This is a genomic window from Methyloversatilis sp. XJ19-49 (assembly GCF_024580145.1).
In the GTDB taxonomy this organism is placed as follows: domain Bacteria; phylum Pseudomonadota; class Gammaproteobacteria; order Burkholderiales; family Rhodocyclaceae; genus Methyloversatilis.
Genome location: NZ_JANINI010000007.1, coordinates 196114 through 221636, shown reverse-complemented (window position 1 = coordinate 221636; position 25523 = coordinate 196114). Strand labels below are relative to the sequence as shown.

At 64.6% G+C, this 25523-nt stretch carries 15 protein-coding genes and 1 pseudogene; 3 read left to right on the top strand and 13 right to left on the bottom strand.

Annotated features, from left to right (window positions below; genetic code table 11):
• The 12 genes and pseudogenes from NMQ16_RS10635 to aceE all read right to left on the bottom strand — a co-directional run.
• On the bottom strand, nucleotides 1–8054 hold an 8054-nt coding region (locus tag NMQ16_RS10635), incomplete at its 3' end, for a filamentous hemagglutinin N-terminal domain-containing protein (protein WP_257080615.1).
• Between the two features lie 164 nt (nucleotides 8055–8218).
• Nucleotides 8219–9763, bottom strand: a complete 1545-nt coding sequence (locus tag NMQ16_RS10630) for a ShlB/FhaC/HecB family hemolysin secretion/activation protein (RefSeq protein WP_257080613.1) — start codon at nucleotides 9761–9763, stop codon at nucleotides 8219–8221.
• A gap of 229 nt (nucleotides 9764–9992) precedes the next feature.
• On the bottom strand, nucleotides 9993–10694 hold the full coding sequence (gene phoU, locus NMQ16_RS10625) for a phosphate signaling complex protein PhoU (protein ID WP_257080603.1): 702 nt from the start codon (nucleotides 10692–10694) through the stop codon (nucleotides 9993–9995).
• A gap of 54 nt (nucleotides 10695–10748) precedes the next feature.
• Nucleotides 10749–11420, bottom strand: coding sequence for a ribose-5-phosphate isomerase RpiA (gene rpiA / locus NMQ16_RS10620; RefSeq protein WP_257080601.1), 672 nt, complete (start codon nucleotides 11418–11420; stop codon nucleotides 10749–10751).
• Nucleotides 11421–11423: 3 nt separating this feature from the next.
• Nucleotides 11424–12539, bottom strand: coding sequence for a nucleotidyltransferase family protein (locus NMQ16_RS10615; RefSeq protein WP_257080599.1), 1116 nt, complete (start codon nucleotides 12537–12539; stop codon nucleotides 11424–11426).
• On the bottom strand, nucleotides 12536–13354 hold the full coding sequence (locus NMQ16_RS10610; protein ID WP_257080597.1) for an HprK-related kinase A: 819 nt from the start codon (nucleotides 13352–13354) through the stop codon (nucleotides 12536–12538). Before NMQ16_RS10610 ends, NMQ16_RS10615 begins: the two co-directional genes overlap by 4 nt.
• Before the next feature lie 120 nt (nucleotides 13355–13474).
• Nucleotides 13475–13621 carry a hypothetical protein gene (locus NMQ16_RS19385; RefSeq protein ID WP_257080587.1) on the bottom strand — a complete coding sequence of 49 codons (147 nt, stop codon included), beginning with the start codon at nucleotides 13619–13621 and terminating at the stop codon, nucleotides 13475–13477.
• Complete coding sequence (locus NMQ16_RS10600; protein WP_257080585.1) at nucleotides 13612–14388, bottom strand: hypothetical protein; 777 nt, start codon at nucleotides 14386–14388, stop codon at nucleotides 13612–13614. The genes NMQ16_RS19385 and NMQ16_RS10600 overlap by 10 nt, the downstream gene beginning before the upstream one ends.
• 231 nt (nucleotides 14389–14619) lie before the next feature.
• A complete protein-coding gene (gene lpdA / locus NMQ16_RS10595) occupies nucleotides 14620–16395 on the bottom strand; it encodes a dihydrolipoyl dehydrogenase (protein WP_257080584.1) in 1776 nt (591 codons plus the stop codon).
• A 10-nt stretch (nucleotides 16396–16405) separates the two neighbouring features.
• Nucleotides 16406–17422, bottom strand: a complete 1017-nt coding sequence (locus tag NMQ16_RS10590; protein WP_373566775.1) for a 2-oxo acid dehydrogenase subunit E2 — start codon at nucleotides 17420–17422, stop codon at nucleotides 16406–16408.
• 265 nt (nucleotides 17423–17687) lie between these two features.
• Nucleotides 17688–17852: pseudogene (locus NMQ16_RS19380) on the bottom strand (biotin/lipoyl-containing protein); the annotation flags it as partial.
• A 96-nt stretch (nucleotides 17853–17948) separates the two neighbouring features.
• Entirely contained in the window at nucleotides 17949–20624 is a 2676-nt protein-coding gene (aceE, locus tag NMQ16_RS10585) for a pyruvate dehydrogenase (acetyl-transferring), homodimeric type (protein ID WP_257080582.1), read from the bottom strand.
• Nucleotides 20625–21007: 383 nt separating this feature from the next.
• Here aceE and NMQ16_RS10580 point away from each other — a divergent pair, with 383 nt between their 5' ends.
• The 3 genes from NMQ16_RS10580 to ribD all read left to right on the top strand — a co-directional run bounded on the left by NMQ16_RS10580 (nucleotide 21008) and on the right by ribD (nucleotide 23565).
• The gene (locus NMQ16_RS10580) at nucleotides 21008–21904 is read left to right on the top strand and encodes a flagellar brake protein (RefSeq protein WP_257080572.1); all 897 of its coding nucleotides are present in this window, start codon (nucleotides 21008–21010) and stop codon (nucleotides 21902–21904) included.
• A gap of 86 nt (nucleotides 21905–21990) precedes the next feature.
• A complete protein-coding gene (gene nrdR / locus NMQ16_RS10575; protein WP_257080570.1) occupies nucleotides 21991–22470 on the top strand; it encodes a transcriptional regulator NrdR in 480 nt (159 codons plus the stop codon).
• A 21-nt stretch (nucleotides 22471–22491) separates the two neighbouring features.
• On the top strand, nucleotides 22492–23565 hold the full coding sequence (gene ribD / locus NMQ16_RS10570; RefSeq protein WP_373566774.1) for a bifunctional diaminohydroxyphosphoribosylaminopyrimidine deaminase/5-amino-6-(5-phosphoribosylamino)uracil reductase RibD: 1074 nt from the start codon (nucleotides 22492–22494) through the stop codon (nucleotides 23563–23565).
• A gap of 151 nt (nucleotides 23566–23716) precedes the next feature.
• Here ribD and NMQ16_RS10565 read toward each other — a convergent pair whose 3' ends face one another.
• The gene (locus tag NMQ16_RS10565; protein WP_257080559.1) at nucleotides 23717–25228 is read right to left on the bottom strand and encodes a DegQ family serine endoprotease; all 1512 of its coding nucleotides are present in this window, start codon (nucleotides 25226–25228) and stop codon (nucleotides 23717–23719) included.
• Nucleotides 25229–25523: the final 295 nt, after the last annotated feature.

The following is a 25523-nucleotide window of genomic DNA, read 5'->3' as shown; positions in this document are numbered from 1 at the left end:
AAGTCGATGCTGCCGTTGCCGGCGATGTTCAGAGTGGTCAGGCCGGCGGAGGTGTTGCCGCGCAGATAGGTGCTGGAGCCGGTGCTGGCGAGCCGCACGGTGGCGCCGTCGAGCGTGAGCGTGCCACGTGCTTCGAGGAAGCCCCCGTTGACGACGGTCACCAGTGCGTTCGATGCGAGGCCGCTACGCTTGCGCAGCGTGCCATTGGTCATGTAGACGCCGCCGACCTGCAGTCCGGTTTCGCCGATTACCAGGGTGGTGTTGTTCAGCGCGCCGCCGCCCGTCAGCGCGGACTGCGCGCCGAGCAGGTTCAGCACGCCACCCGAGATCGCGCCGCCACTGAGCGCGAGGCGGTTCAGGTCGAGTTGGGTGCCGACATTGAGCGTGCCGCCCGAGACCGACAGCGTGCCATTGATCGTCGAATCGTCGGTCAGCGTCAGTGCGCCGCTGATGACGGAAATATTCTCGTTCGAGAACAGGCTGTTGATCGTGATGGGGCCGCCCGTGCTGCGTACCGTGATCGTAAGCTCACCCGCCTGATCGATCACCACGTCGGTGCTGACGGTGGGCAGCAAGCCACCGGCCCAGTTCGATGCGATATCCCAGAAGCCCGATGCCTGGGAAATCCAGGTGCTGGCAAGCGTTCCCGTGGCGAAGCTCAGCGCATTCGAGAAGGTGGTCGCCGTTGCCGTCAGACCGTTGCTGTCGATGCTGGCGAAACTGCCCGACAGGCAGGCGTCGGCCGGGCAGGACAGCACGGTGTAGCGGTCCTGCGCACCGAGCACGACGCCATTTGCCGGCGTGATGACCAGATCGCCATCCAGGGCGATGGTGCCGCTGACCTGAAGCGTGTCCTGCTGTGAGACCGATGTACCCAGCAGATCGGCTTCCAGCGTACCTGCGGCCGTCTGTACCAGATTGCCCTGGATGTTCAGCAATCCCGCACTGCCGCTTCCACCCGGCTGGAGCAGGCCGGCGTTGGTCAGCGTACCGGTACCGACGTTGATCGTGCCGACGCCGTCGATGCTGCCGTTGTTCAGCTGGCTGGCGTTGCCGGTGACCAGGGTGGCGTTGTTCAGCAGCGTGACCCGACTGTCGTTGACCGGGAATGCACTGGCCGTGAGCACACCTTCTTCGATGCGCAGCACGCCAGTATTGGTCAGTGGCATTGCGAGCGTGAGCCCTGTGGGCCCGCGCTTGACCAGCAGCCCGGCGTTGTCAATGCGACCGTTGGTGGTGTGCGTGATGCGCGAACCGTTCTCGAGCACAACGCCACCGCCCGAGGCAATGGCAAGTCGTGCGCCGTTCAGGCGCAGCCCGTTGCCAGTCTGGTCTGCGATGCTCAGGTTGCCGGTGACGCGGATTTCGCGCGAGCTGTCCTTGCTCGCGCTGCCCGCGGCGATCGAAGACGTCCCTGCCAGCGTGACTACACCACTGCCGGTCAGCGAACCGGTATTCCATGTGAATTGACTGCTGATGATGACATCGGCGGTGCCGCCGAGTGCACCACCGCTCAGTTCGAGATTGGCGATGCTGGTTGCCGCGGTCGCGGCGAATGTACCGCCACTCAGGCGCAGCAGGCCGGCGCCGTTGATCTGCGTGGCGAGATCGGCGGTGAGGGTGCCCGCGGTCTGCTGCACGACACCCGGCCCGGTGAGCAGGAAGCTGCCGCCGATGACGTTGTTCGACGATCCGTCCGCCGAAATGAACAGGGTGTTGCCTTCGGTTACGACGATGCGTCCGCCGGCCGCAGACGAAAGCTGGGCGAGTCCGTTGCCGGAACCGTTGAAGCTCTCGTTCATGTAGACATAGCTGTTGCCGGCAGTGGCCAGCGTGCCCGTCGCGCCAACGTGCAGCGTGCCGCCGTCACGGATGTACAGATCCGAACTGGCGGAATTCGACAGTGTCAGCGTGCCCGCCACTTCGAGGCGGCGTTGCAGGTACTTGATCGTGTTGAGCTGGGTCAGCGCGCCGTTGCCGGCCAGGACCGTTGTTCCGGTACCCGTCATCGTTCCGGAACGCCAGTCGAGCTGGTTCAGCGTGAACGCGCCGGCGCCGTCGAGCGTGCCGCCGGTCAGTTCCAGGTTGGCGATGCTGGTCGCCGCGCCTGCGAACAGCGTGCCGCCATTGACGCGCAGCACGCCGGCGCCGGTGAATGCGCTGGCCTGATCGACGGTGAGCAGACCGGAATTCAACTGCGCCGCGCCCGGGCCGGAGAGCGTGAAATTGCCGCTGATCAGGTTGCTCGCGGCGCCGTCCGCCGTCAGGAACAGCGTCGTGCCATCGGCGACGGCAATGCGCCCGCCGGCTGCCGATGTGAGCGCTGCAACGCCGTTGTTGCTGCCGTTGCTGCTCTCGTTGAAATAGATGTAGCCATTCGACGAAGTGGCCAGCGTGCCGGTGGAGGCGATGTGCAGCGTGCCGCCATCGCGGATGTACAGATCGTAGTTCGTGCTGTTGCCGAACGTGAGCGTGCCGGCGACTTCAAGCCGGCGATGCAGGTACTTGTAGGCCGACGTATTGTTGATCGTGCCAGTGCCGGTGAGCACGGTATTGCCGCCGCCGATCATCGAGCCGGATTGCCACAGCAACTGGCCCAGCGTGGCCGTGGCCGAGCCGTCGAGTGTGCCGCCGGTCATTTCGAAGTTGGCGATCTGCGTGGCGGCGTTGGCGGCCAGCGTGCCGCCATTGAGCCTGAGCACGCCGCTGCCGGAAAACGCCGTGGCCTGATCAACGTTGAAAAGACCACTGTTGAACTGCACCGCGCCGGGCCCGCTCAGCGTGAAGTTGCCGCGCAGGTGATTGCTGGCTGCGCCGTCGGCCGTCAGGAACAGCGTGGTGCCGTCGGCGACTGCAATGCGCCCGCCGCTGTCGGCGCTGATGACCACGCTGCCGTTGTTGGTTCCATTGCTGCTTTCGTTCAGATAGATGAAACCATTGGCCGACGTGGCCAGCGTGCCGGTGCTCGCGATGTGCAGCGTGCCGCCGTCGCGGATATACAGATCGTAGTTCGTGCTGTTGCTGAACGTGAGCGTGCCGGCGACGTCAAGCCGGCGCTGCAGGAACTTGTAGGCGCTTGCGGAGCCGATGGTCGCCATGGTGCCAGCCGACACCACGGTGCGCCCGTCGCCCGACATCGTGCCGCCCGACCAGTCGAAGGCGTTGCTGATCGTGAAGTCCGCGGCACCGGCCAGCGTACCGCCTGACAGGGTGAAGCGGCTCGTGATGGCCGAATCGGCATTGACGAGCAGCGTGCCCCCCGACACGAGGAATGTGCCTGCACCGGTGATCTGTGCGCCGTCGAGATGGATCGTGCCGGCCGATATCTGCAGCGTCGAGTCAGCTGCGATCTGCAGCGGCTGGCCGGCGATGTTGAAGGTGCTGGACTCCATCAGCACGCCGCCGCCATTCAGCGACGACACGACCATGCCACCGATCGACGCGCCCTGGCCATCGCTGTAGCCGTGCAGGCGCAACAGCCCGCCGCGGCTCTGGATGTTGCCGCTGATGTCCAGATACTGAAGATAGGCGTTGCCGCTGCCTTCACCCTTGGCCAGCGTACCCAGTGCAGTCAGTCGCCCACCGCCGGTCGTGGAACTGGAACCGCGCAGCACGCCGTTGTCGTTCAGCAGCAGCGTGCGACCTTCGGCAATGACCAGTTCGCGATCGATGATGCGCGTGCCGCTCAACGTGATCGAGGTATCGAGTACGGTGCGGCCGGTGCCACCCATATTCCCGCTCAGCCAGTTGAAGTTGTCGCGCAGCGTCAGATTGCCGCTGCCCAGCAGATCCGTATTCGACAGGCTGAACGTGCCGGTACCGCCGATGACGGACTCGCCTTCGAGCGTGAAGCGACCACCGGTCAGCGCAAGCGCGCCGGCTCCCGTGACATTCAGGCGGGCCGACAACTGGTTGCCGAGGTTGTTGTCCGAAAACAGGCGCAACGTCAGGCCGTCGGCGACGTCGACGGTAGCTCCTGCGTCGGCGCTGAACAGCGTGACGCCGCTGGCTCCTGCATCAAAATAGAAATGGCCGTCATGCGTCGTCGAACGCAGGGTGGCTGTCGATGTCAGGTGCAGCGCGCCACCGTTCTGCACGTACAGCCAGTAGTTGTTGTCGGCCTCGAAGGTGCCGGAGATTTCCAGCCGCCGCTGCAGAATCTTGTTGGCGGTCACCTGCGGCATCGACGCGTCACCGCTGATGTGCGTCGTACCGGCGCCGTACATGCCGCCGCTGGTCCACACGAAGCGGCTGTCGATATCGAGATTTCCGCTGCCGCTGAGACTGGCGCCCCTCAGCGCCAGCAGGCCGTCACCCCCGATGGCCGAGTCTCCGGTCAGCGTGATGTTGCCGCTGGTCAGGGCAAACGTGCCAGTGCCGGTCAGATCGACATCGACCGACATTTCATTGCCGAGGTTGTTGTCGGACGACAGGTTCAGTGTGCGCCCGTCTGCAATATCGATCTCTGCACCGGCGTCTGCACTGATGCGCGCGGTTCCCGTGGCACCCGCCTGCAGGTAGATGTTGCCGTCGTTCGTCGTGGTGCGGAGCCGGCCGGTGGATGTCAGGTGCAGGGTGCCGCCCGCCTGTACGTACAGCAGGTTGTTGTTGTCGGCGTCGAGCGTGCCGCTGATTTCGAGCCGGCGCTGCAGGAATTTGTTGGCGTTCGATTGCGGCAGCGAAGCGAGTCCGCCGATACGCGTGACGCCGCTGCCGCCCATGGCGCCGGATGTCCAGACGAAGCGGCTGTCGATGTCCAGATTGCCCGTACCGCCTACGTTGGCGCCATTCATCGTGAACAGGCCGGTGCCGCCGATCGAGGACTCGCCGCTCAGCGTGATAAGGCCTCCGCTGAATGCGAAGGTGCCTGCTCCGGTCAGATCCACATCTGCCGAGAAGGTGTTTCCTGTGTTGTTGTCGGTGAACAGGGACAGAGTGCGGGAGGCACCGACATCGATCCGGGCCCCCTGGTCTGCGCTGAATGCGGCGCTGCCGCTGCCGCCAGCCTGCAGGTAGATGTTGCCGTCGTGCGTCACCGAGCGCAGCGTGCCGGTCGACATGATGTGCAGCACGCCGCCGTTCTGCACGTACAACCACTGGTTGTTGTTGGCGTCGAGCGTGCCAGACACCTCCAGCCTGCGCTGGATGAACCTGTTGCCGGCTGCCTGTGGCATCTGGGCCTGACCGGTGATGCGGGTGACACCGTCGCCATACATGCCGCCGTTGAGCCAGCGGAAGTTGTTGCCCAGGGTCAGGTTGCCGCTGCCGAACAGGTCGGCACCCGCCATTGCGAGGTTACCGCTGCCGGTGATCACCGAATTTCCGGTCAGGGTGAAGCGTCCGCTGGTCAGCGCAAGCGTTCCTGCGCCGCTGGTCGTGAAACTGGCCGAAATCTGGTTGCCGACATTATTGTCGGAGTAAAGGCTGAGCTGCCGACCTTCTGCAACATTGACCTGGGCGCCGGCGTCTGCGCTGAACAAGGCGGTACCACTGCCGCCACTGTTGAAGTAGATATTGCCGTCATGCGTCGTCGACTGCAGAACGCCAGCCGACGTAAGGTGCAGCGTGCCGCCGTTGCGGATGTAGAGCTGAAGATTGTTCTTCAGGTCCAGCGTGCCGGCAATGTTGAGCGTACGGTCGAGATAGCGGTAATTGAAATTCGGCGGCAACTCGCCGGCACCCGTCAGCGTGACCGCGCCGGTGCCGGTCATGACGCCGCTGTACCAGACCAGCCCGCCGAGCGTCAGCGGTGCGCTGCCGTCGAGCGTGCCGGCGAGGTAGAGCGTGCCGGAAATCGCTGCGCTGGCGCCGTCGATATCCAGCGTGCCGCTGTCCAGCGTGTAGTCGCCGTCGATGGCCACGCCGTTGCTGCCCTGCAGGCGTTGGCTGCCGACATGCATGTCGGCCAACGTTTGCAGCGCGCCGTCGGTGGTGACTGCATTGCGGAACTGGATGGTCGACCCAGTGCCGCGAACGGTACGCAGCAGGATGCTGCCGTCGCCGGCCGTGAGCACAGGCACGATGATGTCGGCGCGCTGATCGCCGACCGCGGTGCCGTTGCTGTAGCCGGTCTGCATCGTGATGCTGCCAGTGCCCTGCGTGATGATGCGCAGGTTGACGCCGTGCGAGCCGCCGGTCACGAGATCGATGCCGGCACTCGGCCCGCCTTCTTCGCCACCTAGATTGCGCGTTTCGATCAGCAGGTTGCTGCCGTCAGCCAGCGCCAGTGTGCCGCTCGTTTCACCTGCGAGGTTTCCGCTCGCCGTGTAGCTGAACGCACTGCCGCCAACCGTTACCGAACGTTGCGCGCGTAGGATGATGTCGGTTGTCTTGCTCTGTTCCTCGATCTCGCTTTCGAACAGCAGCGTCGGACCGAGCGCGTCGGCCGTGATGGTGCCCGGCGTGACGCCACTCCGGAACAGCTGCGAGCCGTCGGTACTGCCGTCGCCAGTGCCGCCCTGGAGGATGATGGCCAGCGGGTCGAGCAGCAACTCGCCATTGCGGCCCCGCTCGGCGCGGGTGTCCGTGCGGCCGCGGTAGAGCAGGGCCATCTTTCCGGACACTTCGACCTGACCGCCGTCGCCGCCCTCGCGACCGCCGCGTGACCAGATGCTGCCGGCGAAGGCGGTGGCTTCGTCCGCCCATACGACGACCTTGCCGCCATCGCCGTTCAGCAGCGCATCGGACAGCAGGCTCACGCCATGGCCGACCCAGCTGATGCGAGCGTTGCGGACCTCCGCATTGGCGCCTTGCCAGTCGCCACCGACGAGGATGGAACCGCCGCCGGTATCGCCCGATGCATCGAGCACTGCATCGCCATCGAGCACGACGGTCTCGGCGGTGACGACGATTTCGCCTCCCTGGCCCGGCGATGCGCTGACCGGTGCCGCGGGAGCAGGGCCGGCAGCGGTGACCGGCAGGTCGAGGTCGCCACCGGCGACGGATGCCGGAGCAGCCGTGGCAACCGGCGTGGGCGTGACTGCTGCCGTGGGCGCATCGACGCGGCCGACCGCACGCAGCGTGCCTTCGACCGTCGCGCGCTGTTCGGCGCTGACTTCGATACGGCCGCCCGCAGTGCCGCTCGCATCCACCAGGGCTCCCGCATCCACCTTCACTTCGGGGGCGCTGATGTCGATCGAGCCGCCGGCGCCGTCGGCGGTTTGTGCAACCGTTTCCGACTGTGTGGTGAGCGTGACGGATTTCGAGCCGCGCAGCACGATGCGGCCGTCTTCGGTGCGGTGCGCACCGGTGGCCGATATCTTGCCGGCCTGCGTGAGCGCTGCGCCGAACATGCCGACGCTGCCGCCGCGCGCGATCAGCTGACCGAGATTGATCGCCTCGCCACCGGCTTCGACCTTGACGCGCAGCGACGGCTGATGCGGATCGGCAATTTCGACACTCTTGCCGGCCGCCAGCACGATATCGCCGTTTTCGGCGGTGATCAGTCCGGTGTTTTCGACATCGGTGGCGATCAGGATCAGCGGGCCGCCGGTCGTTTTCAAAGTGCCGTCATTGCGCAGCTTGCCGGCATTGTCGTCGGCATCGAACTTCATCCTTCCGGCGAGGAAATCCTCATTCCGGATGTTCAGCGTCGACGCGACCAGCCCGGCGGTGTCGACCTTCGCGCCGGCACCGAACAGTACGCCATTCGGATTGATCAGGAAGACGCGGCCGTTGGCGACCAGGTTGCCGAGGATTCTCGACGGATCCTGTCCGACCACGCGGTTGAGCACGCTGGCGGTCGAATTCGGCTGGATGAAGCGGGTGGTTTCGCCCGGCTGGATGGAAAACTTCTGCCAGTTGATGATGGCCTTGTCGCTGGCCGTGATGTTCAGCGTGCTGCCCTGGACCTGAACGCCGACGTTGCCGTGGACCACCTGATGACCGGTCGGGTTGGCGATTGCGAGGCCGGGCAATGCGGCCGCCATCGCAGCGACGACACGGCGCAGCGCGCGCGCGCCGCCGCCCTTGCCGCATGCCTTCGTTTCTTCCGGCACCGGGACGTAACCGCCCTTCTCTTCGGAAAAAACCAGTCTGTAGCGACCCTTGTTCATTTCGGCCTCAAGTTCTTCTCCGCGAGGCCGTGAACACGATTACCGCTGCTTCAGGTAATCCGGTTCAGGCCCGTGCGGGCCAACGCAAAAATTCCGACTGCTTCCCCGCATGTCGTAATGTCTGAAGTGAGCGATACCGTTTCCGCCCCTTGTGATGCTGCCGCCTAGAAACTCAGGCTGAACGACGCATGAACACGGTGACTGCCGGACGCGTAACGATCTGCGCCGTCGATCAGACGAGCGTAGTCGATCCGCCCCGAGAGCCATGTGGAATAGTTGACGCGCAGGCCCACGCCGGCCGAGAGCACGCCATCCCCTGCAGTTTCACCCGGTTGCGGATTGACTCTGTAAAGATGTGCAACGTCACCGAACAGCACGCCGCGCATGACCCAGATGTCTTCAGTCCAGGCCGGTGTATCGAGGTCGGCGCTGATCCGCCAGCCGCGGTCGTTGGCCAGTACGCGCTCGCGCAAGCCGCGCACAGACTCGGCTCCGCCGATACCGAACTGTTCGCCGGATACCAACTCATCGCGTGTGAACTGACCCTGGGCCTGCAGCCGCACACGCCAGTCACGCGGCAACAATTCGAACCACGAAGCGCTGGCGCGCATCACTGCGAAGCGCGCGTTGGCACCCGCGCGCAGAGCGTTAAAGTCTGTGTCGCGACCATGCTCGCCGCCCTGGAGGTTGCGCGCTACGCTGATCTGCACGCCGGCTTCCCGCGTGTCGCCACGCCAGTTACCGCTCCACGACAGGGAAATCGGATGCGTGATGACACGCGGCACGAGATTGCCGGGTGTGTTGTCGAGCAGGAAGCTGCTGTCGAAATCGCGCCAGTCGGCGGCCAGACTGATGCGCTGTGAAAACTCGCCGATCCGTGGCATGTGCCAGTTGTAGCGTGCGGAAAATATGCGGCCACTGCCCGACACCGTGGCGGTTGAGTTCAGCACTTGCACCTGACCCGAACTGACGCTGGAAAAGCCACCGACCAGATCGATGGAGTTGCCGCTTTCGTAAAGTGGAATGCGGTAACCGAGGCCGACGATGGTCACGTCGGACGGCTGTTCGATCGAGGTCGTGTATTGCAGCGTTGCGACGTGGTCGCGGTTGAACAGGTTGTTGTGCTGCAGACCGACCGAAACGCGGTGCGTACCGGTGGATGGCGTGCCGCTGTTGTCGACGGTCACGAATCGGCGCAGTGGATTGCTGTCGGTGACCGAAACGGTTGCGGCGATTTCGCCCGGCTTGCGCGCTGAGCGGAACGTCACGTCGGTCTGCTTCGACGCGTTCTCGTTGGCCAGCGCCAACTGGTGCGCGACAGCTTCTGTATTGGGCATGCTGCCTTCCGCCAGGGCGGGCAGGCTGCGCCGGATGTTCTCGTCGTCGTGGTGAGTTGCGCCCTGCAGCGTCAGCGCTTCGAGCTTGGGCTCAAGCACCTCCAGCGTGACGGTGCCACTGCTCAGTTCCTGCTCGGGGATGCTCACTTGCGCCGCGCCGAAGCCACGCCGGTGGTAAGCGGCCTGCAGCGCAGTGCGCGCGGCTTCGATCTCGCCAAATCCGACGGCCTTGCCGACATAGGGCGTCAGCAGCGCATCGATTTCCGGCGGACGGAACACCGAACCGCCGGCGACCGTGTAGTTTCTTACTTCGAATCGCGGACCGTCAGAGGATTCTTCCGCGCGCAGACCCGCAGAAGCGAGTACGGCCACGCCCACGCCCGCGTATGCAAGTCCCGCCCTGACAATCGACACTGACGACCCCCATCCATCTTAAGTTCTTGTATCTGGCGGAGTTTAGAGGGTTTGCGGCGGATTTACACCCAGCCGAACAGCCTAGGTTGTCCGGCCACCGGTTTTGCCGTTGCTTCGATGCAAAAGGAGCGCCCGTCGAGCCGAACTCAGAGGGCGACGCTCGGCACACACCGCCTGAAAGCCATGCTCAATCAGCCGCGGCTGCCGCTTCCATGGCAGCCAGCCCGGCATGTCGCACGTCGGTTCCCTTGACCATGAACACGACGTACTGCGCCATGTTCTTCGAGTGGTCGCCAATGCGCTCGATCGCTTTGGCGATGAACAGCATGTCCAGCCCGCAGGAAATCGTGCGCGGGTCTTCCATCATGAAAGTGATGAGCTGGCGCATGATGGATTTGAATTCGGCGTCGACTTCCTTGTCCTGGCGCACGACTTCGGTGGCACTCGCCAGATCATGGCGGGCCAGCGCGTCCAGCGTGCGGCGCAGCATGTCGACCGCCATCGAGGCAGCGTGGCGCAACTCGACGCGCGGCACGAAAATGGCGTCGGATTCGAGAATGTGCCGCCCCATCTTGGCAATCTTCTTCGCTTCGTCCCCCACGCGCTCCAGATCGGTGATGGTCTTGACCATCGACATGATCACGCGCAGATCGCTCGCGGCCGGCTGACGCTTGGCAATCAGCTGATTGCACGCCTCATCCAGCTCGATCTCCATCGCGTTGACCTTCCTTTCGGTGGCGATGACTTCTTCGAGCAGTGGCAGGTTGCGCTCGATCACACCGCGCATGGCGTGCTCGATCTGCTGTTCGATCAAACCGCCCATCTGCAGCAAGCCAGTGCGCAGGCCTTCCAGCTCGTGGTCATAGCGCTTGGAAATGTGCTCGCTCATGTCGATGCGTTCCGGAAGAGGGTTTGAAGTGAGACTGTTCGCGCGCCAGAGTGTTCAGCCGCGCAGTGTCTGCACGCCATTGACCGAGGATATCAGCGCAATGTCCGCGCGGCGACGGGCGAACAGGCCATTGGTCACGGTACCGGTCAGGTGGTCCAGCTCGGTTTCCAGCGCGACCGGATCGGTGATGGACAGGCCGGATACGTCGATGATGAGGTTGCCATTGTCGGTGACGAAGCCTTGGCGCACCTTCGGCACACCGCCCAGACGCAGCAGTTCGCGCGATACCAGCGCAACGGCCATCGGAATCACTTCAACGGGCAGCGGGAAACGTCCCATCACGTCGACGCACTTCGATTCATCGGCGATGCACACGAAGCAGTCTGAGGCCGCGGCCACGATCTTCTCGCGCGTCAGCGCGCCGCCGCCACCCTTGATCAGGTGCAGCCCGGGATCGATCTCGTCCGCACCGTCAATATAGACCGGGATGCGCCGACCGGAAGTGATCACCTCGTCGAGCGTCAGCACGGTGATGCCGTGACCGCGCAACCGGGCTGCCGAGGCCTCCGAACTGGCGATCGCGCCGGATATCTTCAAGCCTTCGGATGCCAGCAGGTCGATGAAGTGATTCGCGGTCGAACCGGTGCCGACGCCGAGCAGTTCTCCCTGCACTACATGGGCCAGCGCCGAGCGGGCCACGGCTTTCTTCAGGTCATCGCTATTCATTGCTCATCTTGCGGTTTCGGATTCACCCTCATTATCGGTCTTTTTTGTCATTTTCATGACGGCTTTGCGGCTCAGATGAACGACCAGCAGATGGATCGGCATACGTAGCCAGTGGCCGCGCAGATACAGCAGGAACAGGCTGACCGGCGTCAGGAGATCCATGGCGCTCTCGTGGTGGGGCGACAGAGCACGGGTGAAGAGCGTGTCCAGTACCTGCAGATGGAGCGGGTTAGGGGCCACGCGCTGCAGTTCGGATGCCGTGGTGGTCGGGATGTCGAGCGACAGGATCCGCTGCAGGTAACGGAAGGCAAGAAAGATGGGGCGCGTCAGGCCGACATCGACTGCGCGCGCAAGAAGCTTCTGATCGAAGCAGGCGTCGCGGTTGCGGAACTCGGTGATCAGCGAGTAGAGGTCGAAAAGATCCCGCAACCCGCTGTGAAACTCGCTTTCAAGAAACAGGTGAGTCGCGCTGTGCAGTACCATGTCCTGCGGTGAGAGTGTCATGAGCCGGCTGTCGGATACGAGCGGCTCGGCTGCCGCGAGCATCGCCGACGAATCAGCAAGAATTCGCGACGTCAGCGGCGTCAGCGCGTGATGGATATCGAGCGTGGTGCCGCGACGAATGTGCGACATCGGCGGAATCTCATGCATCCATTGCCGGTAATAGCGTTGGTCGTAGGCGTCACGATGCTGACTGACCCAGCCATCCACCATCAGCCGTGCTTCGACTTCTCCCAGCTTTTCGCGTGGCACCAGGATATCGATGTCTGAAAAGGTCCGTCCATGACCGGCCTCGAGACCGCGCAGGACATATGCGCCGCCCTTCAGCACCACGATCCGGCCATCGACGGATTTCAGTGCGTCCAGTATCTGGCGTATTTCATGACCCAGCGAAAGATGCTGCTCAGCCACCAGTTGCGCGGCCGACGCGAGGTGGAGCCACACCCGTTCCGGCACGTGATGCGCGTGTCCGCTTCGGGAAACGACATGATGCAGAAGCCCGAGCAACTTGGACTTTCGAGCTTGCACGATGACGGTTTCCCACTGCCGCAAGGATAGGTCGGCTGCCCATGCAGGGGTCACCAGCAACACGCAGAGCGGCAGTTTTGCTTGGGTCATCGCATCGCGCGCATGTCGGCGAGGGCATCGAAGCAGGCAATCGCCTCGTCGAGGATACTGTACTCGAACTCGAAACATCCGCTTGCGGCTGCGGTGCTCGACAGCGTGCGGAAGGCCTGTTCGCCGAGACGATCACTGTTGAACGAGTTGTCGGCAAGCGCAAGCACGGTGCGCGCACGGGCCATTGGTGACAGGCGCAGCGCACTGCCCGCCCGGTACTTCGGAAACGCGATCCATCCGGGCTGCGCCTTGACGTGTGTGTCCGCGAGAGCGGAAGGCGGTACCTTCATGTGCGCCACATCGCCCTTGTGGGTATCGGCAAAAACAGGCCCGATGACATCGGCGCCCGCATAGTCACGCATGACGTCGATCGACCGGTTCTTCAGGCTGATCGGGCGCGGAAATGGAATCAGTTCCAGCGTGTCCGGAGTGATCATCGCGAGCTCATCGGACAGCAGCCGCCAGCCGCGCGCAGTCAGGCCGGCGCACAACGTGCTTTTGCCGGAACCCGGCGGGGCGGGAAGGATGAGCGCGAAGCCGTTGCGCTCGACCACCGCGGCATGAATCAATACGCAGCGATGCATGTGCATCGCGATGCACCAGTTGAGGCCCCACTCGAAAAGCGGAAAGGCCTGGTGTTCCGGCAGTGGCTTGAATGGACGCACGCCATCGAGATCGAACGTGATCTGCGGATGGACTGGTCTGCGGAGCAGCCCCGGTGTGACCAGCCTTACCGAAAAATCACAAAAACCTTCGGCCGGCTCAGGCGGGTTGTCCGCATAGAAAAAGTCGAAAGCACGCCAGAACGCGGGCACATCGCACTGCACGCGTACCGAAAAGCTTCCGATTCTGATCTGGGAGTGTTTCAGGGGAACAACCTGCTGCGCGGATGGATGGTCGGTCCGCGCAGCTTAACGGCTTGTGACGCCGTCTGCTTACTGCTGCAGCACTTCCACGACAGCGAGTGTGCAGTGCGCCGCGTCATATACCACGGCTTCCGTTTCGTCGGCAAACCGGGCCACAAGAAGTCCTTCGGTTTCGATGAACTCGACGCGACAGGGCGGATTGTCGATTATCCCCACGTGGTGTTCAGGTAATCCTGGATTTCACCAAAATCGAGTCCTGTTCCCATCAAATCGTACTCGCCCGCGGCGCTTGTGCCGCCACCCGTGATGGCATCCCAGATCGCGCGAAGCTGGGGGATCGTGATCGGATAGGTCGTTGGATAGGCCTTTGCGTTCAAAACCGCGGCGGCAATGTGGCGGGCAAACTGTCCGATCGGTTGCGGAAAGGCCGTTGCGTCATTGCCGTAAGCAACCAGTTCCCAAAGACTTACCTGGCGGCTTGAACCGTTGGCGAGATTGGGAATGCCGGTCAGGCCTACCGTCGTACCCAACACAGACGAGAGGGTTGCGCCAAGCGAGCACGATACAGACGAACCGCTTACCGTGACGGTCCCGGAAACCCTCCACTTCGTGGTGTCCTTGATTTCAGGGAAGGGCGGCGGGTTCGTGCCGGTATATATGGTCCAGGCACCGCTGACTTTTTTGCAGATTTTCGGCGCCGATACCTTCCAGTCGGTGGTGAAGCGACTGGGTTGTTGCCAGAATCCGGGTGACAGTCCGATCTTGCAGTTCGGTGTCGTTCCATCGTTCCGGCTTACGTTGCCCGACATCTGGCCGGACAGCGTGCATTGGTAGGGCGTGTCGAACGTGGATTTCGCCTGCCGTGCCATCAGCACGCCGCCTACCCCGAACCCGGCCTTGAGCAGGCTGCGGCGCAGTGCCGTTTCCTGTGGCGTCGGTAACGAAGCCTCGCGAGTGCGATCGATTTCCGAATTATTTTCCATTTGTCCGTTGCCCGATGTGTTGTAACCGCCATGCGTGCCGGAGTCTATCGTCAAACACAGGGTAGGTGCCTGTGCAGAGGATCACGTCACGCTACGGTATCGAACAGACATCATGCAAGAAACGGGCCGTCAATTGGTGGGTTTACAACCCACTGTTTTTAATCTGTTAATTTAATCTTCTTTCCTTTTTCCCCGGGTTTTGTAAGAAAAGTCGACAAGCCTGCTCCGCGGTCATCGCGTTGATCTGGGCAAATCGGTGCAGCTTCCCTCTGCCACTTCAGCTGCCAGCCCGATCGATTCGCCAAGCGTCGGGTGCGGATGGATCGTGTGACCGATATCGACGGCATCGGCGCCCATTTCGATGGCCAGCGTGATCTCTCCGATCATGTCGCCGGCCGACACACCCACGATGCCGCCGCCGGCGATGCGACCGGTTTCGGCGTCGAAAATCAATTTGGTGAAGCCCTCGTCGCGACCGTTGGCGATGGCCCGTCCGCTGGCCGCCCAGGGGAACTTGCCGACGTTCACCTTGCGGCCCTGTGCCTTGGCCTCGTCTTCGGTCAGACCGACCCAGGCGACTTCGGGGTCGGTGTAGGCGACCGACGGAATCACCGTGGCGTCGAAATGACGCTTGTGGCCAGCGATGACTTCCGCCGCGACGTGGCCTTCGTGCACCGCCTTGTGGGCCAGCATGGGCTGGCCGACGATGTCGCCGATGGCGTGGATGTGCGCCACGTTGCTGCGCATCTGGCTGTCGACCGGGATGAATCCGCGCTCGTCCACGCGCAGGCCGGCGGCTTCGGCGTTCAGCCTGCGTCCGTTCGGCGAGCGGCCGACCGCGACCAGCACGCGATCGTAGGTCTGCGGCTCTGCTGGCGCCTTCGCGCCCTCGAAACTCACCTTCATGCCCGCTGCCGTCGCTTCGGCGCCGGTCACCCGCGTGTTCAGCATGACGGCGTCGAAGCGTTGGGCGTTCTTCTTCTCCCACACCTTGGCCAGATCGCGGTCGGCACCCTGCATCAGGCCGCCGGTCATTTCGACCACGTCGATGCGGGCACCCAGCGTCGAATACACGGTGGCCATTTCCAGGCCGATGATGCCGCCGCCGATCACCAGCATGCGCTTCGGAATGTCGGCCAGCAGCAGCGCGCCGGTCGAATCGACCACGCGCGGATCGTCCGGCATGAAGGGCAGCTTCACCGCCTGGCTTCCGGCGGCGACGATGCAGTGGCCGAACTTCAGTACCTTCTTCTCGCCGGATTCCGCCTTGCCGTCGCCGGAGGTGAGGGCGACCTCGACATGGTTGGGATCGACGAAGCGGGCGGTGCCGCGCACCACCTTCACCTTGCGCGCTCTGGCCATGGCGGACAGACCGCCGGTCAGCTTGCCGACCACCTTGTCCTTCCAGCCGCGCAGGGCGCCGAGGTCCACTTCGCGGGCGCCGAACTTGATGCCGTGTGCGGCCAGCGCTTCGGCTTCGTCGGCCACCGCCGCGACGTGCAGCAGCGCCTTGGACGGGATGCAGCCCACGTTCAGGCAGACGCCGCCCAGCGTGGCGTAGCGCTCGATGATGATCACATCCAGTCCGAGGTCGGCGGCACGGAAGGCGGCCGAATAGCCGCCGGGGCCGCCGCCGATCACGAGAACGGCGCAGCTTTCGTCGACCCTGGCCGGCGCGCCGCCCGTGGCCGGGGCAGGTTCGGCGACCGATTGTGGCAGGGACGCCGCGGCCGCAGGGGCTGCGCCCGCAGGCACGGTTTCAGCAGACACCGCCGCCTCCATCGTCAGCACGACGCTGCCTTCGGACACGCGGTCGCCGACTTTCACCTTCAGTTCGACGATGCGGCCGGCCTGCGGCGAGGGGATGTCCATCGTGGCCTTGTCGGACTCGAGCGACATCAGCGGCGCGTCCGCCTCCACCGTGTCGCCGGGCTTCACCATGATTTCGATGATCGGCACATCCTTGAAGTCGCCGATGTCGGGAATTTTTACAGTCAGTGTGCTCATGTCGGTCTCCTTACATCAGCACGCGGCGCATGTCGGCCAGCAGCGTCGCGACATGGGCGTTGAAGCGGGTCGCTGCGGCGCCGTCGACCACGCGGTGATCGGCGGTCAGCGAAAGCGGCAATATCAGGCGCGGCTGGAAGGCCGAGCCGTCCCACACCGGTTTCATCGTGGTGCGGCTGACGCCGAGGATGGCAACTTCCGGCGCGTTGATGATGGGCGCGAATCCGGTGCCGCCCAGACCGCCGACGCTGGAAATGGTGAAGCAGGCACCCTGCATCTCCGCAGCAGACAGCTTCCCGTCGCGCGCTTTGGCCGCCAGTTCGCCGCATTCGACGGCCAACTGAGCCACGCCTTTCCTGTCGGCGTCGCGGATGACCGGCACCATCAGCCCGCCCGGTGTGTCGGCGGCGAAGCCGATATGGCAGTACTGTTTCAGGATGAGCGCAGGTTCTTCGGCCTGCAGGTCGATCGAACTGTTGAAGTCGGGAAATTTCTTCAGCGCCGAACACACCGCCTTGATGATGAAGGCGAGCATGGTCAGCTTGGTGCCGCCCCTGGCCTGTTCCGCGTTGATCTGCTGGCGGAAGGCTTCTAGGTCGGTGACGTCGGCGTCTTCGTGATAGGTGACCGCCGGGATCATGACCCAGTTGCGCGACAGATTGGCCGCGCTCAGTTTGCGGATGCGTGACAGCGGCTTGCGTTCGATGTCGCCGAACTTGGTGAAATCGATCTTGGGCCAGGGCAGCAGATCCAGCCCGGTACCGCTGCCGGTCGCTGCCTGAACGGCGGCCGGCGTCTGCAGCGCACCCTTGACGAAGGCATTGATGTCCTCGCGCATGACCCGGTTCTTCGGTCCGCTCGCCGCGACGCGGGTCAGATCGACCCCCAGTTCGCGCGCGTAGGCGCGCATCGACGGACTGGCGTGCGCCTTGCTGCCGCTGATCCGTGGTGCGGCGGCGGCAGGCGGTGCGAAATCGCCTGAGGCGGACGGGGCGGGTGCGGCCGGCACGGCGATTGCGATCGGCATGGCCGGGGGCGGCGANCTTGCTGCCGCTGATCCGTGGTGCGGCGGCGGCAGGCGGTGCGAAATCGCCTGAGGCGGACGGGGCGGGTGCGGCCGGCACGGCGATTGCGATCGGCATGGCCGGGGGCGGCGAAACCGGCAGTGCTGCGTCGGCGGTCGCCGGAGCGGCCGCCGACGCGGTCGTTGCCTCCGATGCGCCTGTTTCCATGGTACCGATCGTCGCGCCCTGCGACACGCGGTCGCCGATCTTGACGGTGATCTGGCCGATCACGCCGGCGGCCGGCGCCGGAATGTCCATGGTGGCCTTGTCGGATTCCAGCGTCACCAGCGGTGCGTCGAGTGCGACGCGGTCGCCCGGCTTGACCAGAACTTCGATGACCGGGACATCGGCGAAGTCGCCGATGTCAGGTACTTCTATATTGATGGTGCTCATTTCAGCCTCGCTTGTTCAGGGTCGACCGCGCGCGGCGCGGCCAGGAAGGCGCCCCGCCGGGTCGCGGCTCGGGTCGGCCTGTCGGTCAGTGCCGACTCAGACGCACAGCGGGTTGGGCTTGCTCACGTCCAGCCCGTAACGCGCGATGGCCTCGGCCACCCTTGCACGGTCCAGTGCGCCGTCGTCCGCCAGCGCCTTCAGCGCAGCGACCGTCACCCAGTGCTTGTCTACCTCGAAATGCGCGCGCAGCGCCTCGCGCGTGTCGGAGCGCCCGAAACCGTCGGTACCCAGCACCACGTAGCGGCGCGGTACAAAGGCACGGATCTGCTCGGCGAACAGTCGTACGTAGTCGGTCGCGGCGATCACCGGTCCGCGCGTGTCGCGCAGGCAGTGCTCGACGTGCGACATGCGCGGTGCTTCCAGCGGATTGAGCAGATTCCAGCGCGCGCATTCGGTGCCGTTGCGCGCCAGTTCGGTGAAGCTGGGGCACGACCACAGGTCGGCCTCGACGCCCCAGTCACTGCGCAGCAGTTCCGCCGCGGCGATCACCTCGCGGAAGATGGTGCCGCTGCCGGTCAGCTGCACGCGCGGGCCGTTGGAGGCCGCACCGCGGCGGAACAGGTACATGCCCTTCAGGATGTCCGCTTCGGCGCCGTCCGGCATCGCCGGATGCTCGTAGTTCTCGTTCATCACCGTGAGGTAATAGAACACGTCCTCCTGCTCCGCCATCATGCGGCGCAGGCCGTCCTGCACGATGACCGCCACTTCATACGAGAAGGTGGGGTCGTAGCTGATGCAGTTGGGGATGGCGGCCGACCAAAGATGCGAGTGGCCGTCTTCATGCTGCAGGCCCTCGCCATTGAGCGTCGTGCGCCCGGCCGTGCCGCCGATCAGGAAGCCGCGCGAACGCTGGTCGCCGGCCGCCCAGATCAGGTCGCCGACGCGCTGGAAGCCGAACATCGAATAGAACAGATAGATCGGGATCGTGGCGACGCCGTGAACCGAGTAGCTGGTCGCGGCGGCGATCCAGTCACTCATGCCGCCCGCTTCGTTGATGCCTTCCTGGAGGATCTGGCCGGTTTTCGATTCCTTGTAGAACATCAACTGGTCGGCGTCCTGCGGCACGTACTTCTGGCCTTCCTGATTCCAGATGCCGATCTGCCGGAACATGCCTTCCATGCCGAAGGTGCGTGATTCGTCGGGCACGATGGGCACCACGCGCTTGCCGACATGCGGGTCGCGCAGCAGGATGTTCATGATGCGCACGAAAGCCATCGTGGTCGACAGTTCGCGTCCGTCGCCGGACGCCTTGAGCAGGGCGTCGAAGGCGGACAGCGGCGGCACCTCGAGCGGCTCGGCCCTGGTGCGGCGGCTCGGCAGGTAGCCGCCCAGCGCCATGCGACGTTCGCGCATGTATTGCAGTTCCTTCGACCCTTCCTCGAACCTCAGGTAGGGCAGGTTTTCGATGTCGGCGTCGCTGATGGGCAGATCAAAGCGGTCGCGGAAGCCGCGCAGCGATTCCAGGTCGACCTTCTTCTGCTGGTGCGAAATGTTCTGCGCCTCGCCCGAGCCGCCCATGCCGTAGCCCTTGATGGTCTTGGCCAGGATGACCGTCGGCTGGCCGGTGTGCTTGACCGCCGCGTCATAGGCGGCATACACCTTGTGCGGATCATGGCCGCCGCGGTTCAGGCGGAAGATGTCCTCATTGCTCCAGTTGGCGACCATGGCCGCCAGTTCCGGGTATTTGCCGAAGAACTGCTCGCGCACATAGGCGCCGTCGCGCGCCTTCATGGTCTGGTATTCGCCGTCGACCACTTCCATCATGCGCTGGGCCAGCAAGCCGTTCTTGTCCTGAGCCAGCAGCGGGTCCCAGTAGCCGCCCCACAGCAGCTTGATCACATTCCAGCCGGCGCCGCGGAAATCCCCTTCCAGTTCCTGGATGATCTTGCCGTTGCCGCGTACCGGGCCGTCGAGGCGCTGCAGATTGCAATTGACGACAAACACCAGGTTGTCGAGTTTCTCGCGCGCCGCCATGGCGATTTCGCCCAGTGTTTCCGGTTCGTCGGTTTCGCCGTCGCCGATGAAGCACCACACCTTGCGGCCTTCGGTATTGGCGATGCCGCGGTCCTGCAGATATTTCATGAAACGGGCCTGATAGATGGCCTGCAGCGGCCCGAGCCCCATCGAAACCGTCGGAAATTGCCAGAAATCGGGCATCAGCCACGGATGCGGGTAGCTCGACAGGCCTTCGCCTCCGACTTCCTGGCGGTAGTTGTCGAGCTGCGACGCGCTGATGCGGTCGAGCAGGAAGGCGCGGGCGTACACGCCAGGCGCCGAATGGCCCTGGAAGTAGATGAGGTCGCCGCCGTGGGTCGGGCTCGGCGCATGCCAGAACCAGTTGAAACCCACGTCATACAGCGTCGCGCTCGACGCGAAGCTGGCGATGTGGCCGCCGACATTGGTGTGCTTGTTGGCGCGCAGCACCATCGCCATCGCATTCCAGCGGATGTAGTTGCGGATGCGGTGTTCGATTTCGTAGTCGCCGGGTGCCTGCACCTGCTTGCCGGCCGGGATGGAGTTGATGTACGCGGTGGTCGCCGAATACGGCAGGTTGATGCCGGCGCGTCGCGCCTGTTCGGTCAGCCGTTCGATCAGGTAATGCGCGCGTTGTTCGCCCGCGTGCTCGATCACGCCTTCAAGCGCGTCCAGCCATTCCTGGGTTTCGACGGCGTCCGGATCCGAGACCAGCAGGGGGTGGGGTAGTGCAGACACAGGACTTCTCCTCTTGTTTGATCGACCGTTCGATCAAATGCACTGCCGATGCACAACCCGACCGGGGCATGGAGCCCGTCCGGGGTGGTCAGCGTGCCGGGCGAAGAGAGGCTCGTCCGGGGCGCCTGTCCGTCTGCGCATGGGTGATGCATATGTCGACAGCTCTGAAGCGGCAGCGGGTGGCTGCCATGGCAGCGCCGTACGCAGGGATCGCCCGCGTTGGCGTGACCGCATTATGGGACACGCCCGGGACCGGCGACCAGTCGTGGATAACCGAAACGTCACACCGGTGCTCAAGGCACGTCGGGAATGTTTCCCGGCGACATCAAGTTTTGCCGCGGGGTGTCGATACGTTTGCAGACCATACATTTTCGGAGTGACAGATGATTCCTGTTCGCAAGTCGGACGTCGCGATCGGCAGACCGTTGCCGTATTCACTGTATGACCAGAACAACAAGCTGCTGCTGAAGGCGGGCGTGATCGTACAGACGCAGAACCAGCTTGACGTGCTGAGCGAACGGGGACTTTACCGGGACAAGGTCAGTACCAGCCTGCCGTCGGTGACGGCGCGCGCCGGTCAGGAAAACGAACCCAGGCGGGAGGGCGACAAAGCTGGCGTGCAGCTCGATCTGGAAGAAATCCGTCTGCAGATCGGCGACGTCTTCCAGCTTCAGGGTACCGGCGACGACGGGCAGCGCTACACCGTTCGGCTGCTCGGCTATTCCAAGGGCCGCAGTGTCATGGTGACTGCGCCGATGGTCGAAGGCAGCTATGCGATCGTCAAGCAGGACGCCGCGTTTGTCGTCCGCCTGTTTTCGGGCAAGAGCGTGTATGCCTTTCCGGCGCACGTGCTGAAGATGTCGAACACCCCCTTCCCCTACCTGCACCTGAGCTATCCGAAGAAGGTCAGCGGCATGCGCGTGCGTCAGGCGCAGCGGGCAGCGGTCCGTATCATCGCCGCTGTGACCGACGCGGCAGGCGCTGCGCACGCGGCGACGCTGATCGACATCAGCAAGGGTGGCGCGCTGCTGGCCGGCAAGTCGGCGCTGGGCGAAACCGGCAGCCCATTCACCTGCAAGTTTCGCCTGCAGTTCGACGACATCGACCAGTTCGTGCAGGTAGGCGGCGTCATCCGTTCGGTCACGCACGCCAGTGACCCGGAAGGCGAGCAGGCCATCCTGAATCATGGCGTTGAATTCACCGATGTTCCGGAGCAGGACCGACTGGCACTGACTGCTTTTGTCTACAACAGGATCATTGCGCTCAGCGAAGGCGGCTGATCAGTGGGATCGTAATGGCTCCGTGCGGGATGCCGTAGCGTCCTGCTAGGCGTACCATCGCCGCGAATCAAGCACGGAGCGCTCCGATGAAATGCCCCTTCTGCAGTTCGCCCGACACCCAGGTCGTCGAAACCCGTGAAAGCGAGGACGGCGACATCATCCGCCGCCGCCGACGTTGTGCGGCGTGCGACAAGCGCTTCACGACCTACGAGCGGGTCGACCTGAAAATGCCGCAGGTGGTGAAGAAGGACGGCCGGCGCGCCGACTACGACCGCGAAAAGCTGCGCGCCAGCATGATGCTGGCGCTGCGCAAGCGTCCCGTCACGACCGAATCGGTCGATCTGGCGATGGATCGCATCGAGGAGCGCCTGCTCACCATGGGCGTGCGCGAACTGGCGACCGACCGGCTGGGCGAACTGGTGATGCGCGAACTCAAGAAGCTCGACAAGATCGGCTACATTCGTTTTGCCAGCGTGTATCGCAATTTCGAGGACGTCGACGAGTTCTCCGAAGTGGTGCGCGAAGTGACCAAGCCGACACGCGCGCCGCGCAAGGCGGCCGGCTGAATGGCGGGCGACGCACTTCACATGGCGCGAGCGCTGAGGCTGGCGGCGCGCGGACTGAACACGACGACGCCCAACCCGCGCGTCGGTTGCGTTATCGTGCGCGGCGGACAGGTCGTCGGCGAGGGCTGGCACGTCAGGGCGGGTGAGCCGCACGCCGAAGCGCATGCGCTGCAAGCCGCCGGCGATGCGGCGCGCGGCGCCACCGCGTACGTGACGCTCGAGCCATGCAGTCACCATGGCCGCACGCCACCTTGCGCCGACACGCTGGTCCGGGCCGGTGTGGCGCGCGTTGTGGCCGCCATGCAGGACCCGAACCCGCTGGTCTCCGGTCAGGGGCTGGCAAGGCTGGCCGCGGCCGGCATCGCGACCACCTGCGGCGTGCTGGAGCAGGAAGCGCATGAACTCAATATCGGCTTCGTGTCGCGCATGACGCGCGGTCGCCCCTGGGTCAGGCTGAAAACCGCATCGACGCTGGACGGCGTAACGGCGCTCGACAACGGCGTCAGCCAGTGGATCACCGGCCGGGCGGCGCGCCGCGACGGTCACCGCTGGCGCGCGCGCGCCTGTGCCGTGCTGTCCGGCATCGGCACCGTGCAGGAGGACAACCCGTCACTGACCGTACGCGAGGTGCCCGTGGAGCGCCAGCCGCTGCGCGTCATTGTCGATGCCCGGCTGGCGCTGTCACCCGCTGCGAAGCTGTTCGCCGACATCGACCGCGCACCGGTGCTGGTGGCGTGCGCATCGGACGATGTGCCGAACGCCCGCGCGCTGCGCGACGCCGGTGCCGAGTTGCTGGTGCTGCCGAACGACGGCGGCAAGGTCGACCTGCCGGCCCTGCTGCAGGCGCTCGGTGCGCGTGGCATCAATGAGCTGCACGCCGAATCCGGTCACAAGCTCAATGGTTCGCTGCTGCGCGAAGGCTGTGTCGATGAGTTGCTGATGTATGTCGCGCCGACCGTGCTCGGCCGCGGCATGGGCCTGTTCAACCTCGGCCCGTTCGATACGCTGGACCAGCGCATCGATCTGGATGTGCGCGACATCCGCGCCGTGGGACGCGACTGGCGCGTGCTGGCGCGCTTGCGGCAATCACCGTAGACGCTGTGTGTGAGTGGCGACGGTTTGGTGGGAGCGGCTGTGGGAGCGGCGGCCTCGCCGCGATCGGCACTCCGCACAGCGATGGTCGCGGCACGGATCGCGGCGAGGCCGCCGCTCCCACAGCCGGTCGGCTGCGCGGCGTCCGGTGCGATCAACCCGCCCGGATCGGCACGAACAACCGGTTTTCGCCGCGCTGGATCAACAGGGCGACGCGGCCCTTGGCGCGTTCGACCAGGCGCGCCAGTTCTTCGGCGCTGCCGACCGGCTGACCATTCACCGCAAGGATGGCGTCGCCCGGCTGGATGCCGGCCTGGGCGGACGGACCCGCCGCGTCGGAAACGACCAGGCCGCGATTCACGCCCAGTTGCTGGGCCTCGCCGCCGGTGAGCGGACGCACCACCAGACCCAGACGGTCACGTACCGGCTGCGCGTCGCGCCCCGTATCGGCCTGGGCGACGGCTTCGGTTTCGCCCTGCTCGCCCAGCGTCGCCGTCACGGTACGTTCCGCGCCCTGGCGCCATACCTTGAGCTTGACCGGCTTGCCTGGCGGCAGATTGCCGATCACCTTGGGCAGGTCGAACGAATCCGCCACCTCGCGGCCATCGACCGACAGCACCACGTCACCGGGCTGGAGGCCCGCCCGGTCCGCCGGACCATCCTTTTCGACATTTGCAACCAGCGCGCCGCGCGCACGGTCCAGCCCGAAGCTGTCGGCCAGGTCGCGCGTGATCGGCTGGATGCTGATACCCAGGCGCGCATGCTTGGCGCGGCCGAACTGCTTGATCTGGTCGGCCACGCGCATGGCCACGTCGATCGGAATGGCGAACGACAGCCCCATGAAGCCGCCGGTACGCGAGTAGATCTGCGAATTGATGCCGATTACCTCGCCCTTCAGGTTGAACAGCGGACCGCCCGAATTGCCCGGATTGATCGCCACGTCGGTCTGGATGAAGGGCACCAGCGATTCGTCAGGCAGCGCGCGCGACTTGGCGCTGACGATGCCGGCGGTCACGGTGTTCTCGAAACCGAAAGGTGCGCCGATCGCCGCCACCCATTCGCCAACACGCACCTGGTCCGCATTACCCAGTTTGACGGCCGGAAGGTTCCTTGCTTCGACCTTGATCAGCGCAACGTCGGTGCGCTTGTCGCTGCCGATCACGCGCGCCTTCAGTTCGCGCTTGTCGGTGAATTTCACCGTCACTTCGGCGGCCTCCGACACCACGTGCGCGTTGGTGAGGATGTAGCCATCCTGGCTGATCACGAAGCCGGAACCGATCCCGCGCGGTGCCGGGCCCTGGCCATTGCCCGGCCCCTGGCCACCGCGCGGGTCCTGCGGCACCGGGATGCCGAAGCGGCGGAAAAATTCGTACATCGGGTCGTTCGGGTTCATGGCCGGCGACTTGGCCGCCTTGCCGACGACGCTGATGTTCACGACCGATGCAGAGGTCTGGTCGACCAGCGTCGTGAAGTCGGGCAGACCGGTCACCAGATTGCCGGTGCCCGGGGCCGAAGTGGCCGTTGCAGCCTGCGCCAGCAGCAGCGGCTGGCTGTCGGCAGCTGCCTGCGCCTTGTGCATCCAGTCAATCGTGGTCGCCGTCGCGCCAAGGCCGAAAGTCGTGGCGGCGATGGCCGCCAGAGCGGTACGTGACAGGGTGATCTTCATCGGATGTCCTCTCCTGAGTGTTATTGCCCGCAGCAGCGAAGCGCTGCGGAGCTTGTGAGCGAACGATGGAGCCGCGCGGGCGACGGGCTGTTCCGGCGGTTTACATCCCGAAACAATGGGCGTCGTCGCGCCGGTTCGATGGGAATCTGGGGAGCTAAATTGACATATCAAGGGTCCGAGACGATGAACCGCACTTGAAAACAGGTGGCCGCGCCGCCACCATGCTCAGTCCGGGTGTCACGCAGCGGCATCGCACCATGATCGCGCCGCTCTATATATAAGCAAAAACAGGATG

Bases quoted from the DNA above. Each gene is read 5' to 3' on its own strand.
- phoU (WP_257080603.1), bottom strand. From the start codon at position 10,694: ATGAGCGAGCACATTTCCAAGCGCTATGACCACGAGCTGGAAGGCCTG.
- rpiA (WP_257080601.1), bottom strand. From the start codon at position 11,420: ATGAATAGCGATGACCTGAAGAAAGCCGTGGCCCGCTCGGCGCTGGCC.
- NMQ16_RS10615 (WP_257080599.1), bottom strand. From the start codon at position 12,539: ATGACCCAAGCAAAACTGCCGCTCTGCGTGTTGCTGGTGACCCCTGCA.
- NMQ16_RS10600 (WP_257080585.1), bottom strand. From the start codon at position 14,388: ATGGAAAATAATTCGGAAATCGATCGCACTCGCGAGGCTTCGTTACCG.
- lpdA (WP_257080584.1), bottom strand. From the start codon at position 16,395: ATGAGCACACTGACTGTAAAAATTCCCGACATCGGCGACTTCAAGGAT.
- NMQ16_RS10590 (WP_373566775.1), bottom strand. From the start codon at position 17,422: ATGCCGATCGCAATCGCCGTGCCGGCCGCACCCGCCCCGTCCGCCTCA.
- NMQ16_RS10580 (WP_257080572.1), top strand. From the start codon at position 21,008: ATGATTCCTGTTCGCAAGTCGGACGTCGCGATCGGCAGACCGTTGCCG.
- nrdR (WP_257080570.1), top strand. From the start codon at position 21,991: ATGAAATGCCCCTTCTGCAGTTCGCCCGACACCCAGGTCGTCGAAACC.
- ribD (WP_373566774.1), top strand. From the start codon at position 22,492: ATGGCGCGAGCGCTGAGGCTGGCGGCGCGCGGACTGAACACGACGACG.
- NMQ16_RS10565 (WP_257080559.1), bottom strand. From the start codon at position 25,228: ATGAAGATCACCCTGTCACGTACCGCTCTGGCGGCCATCGCCGCCACG.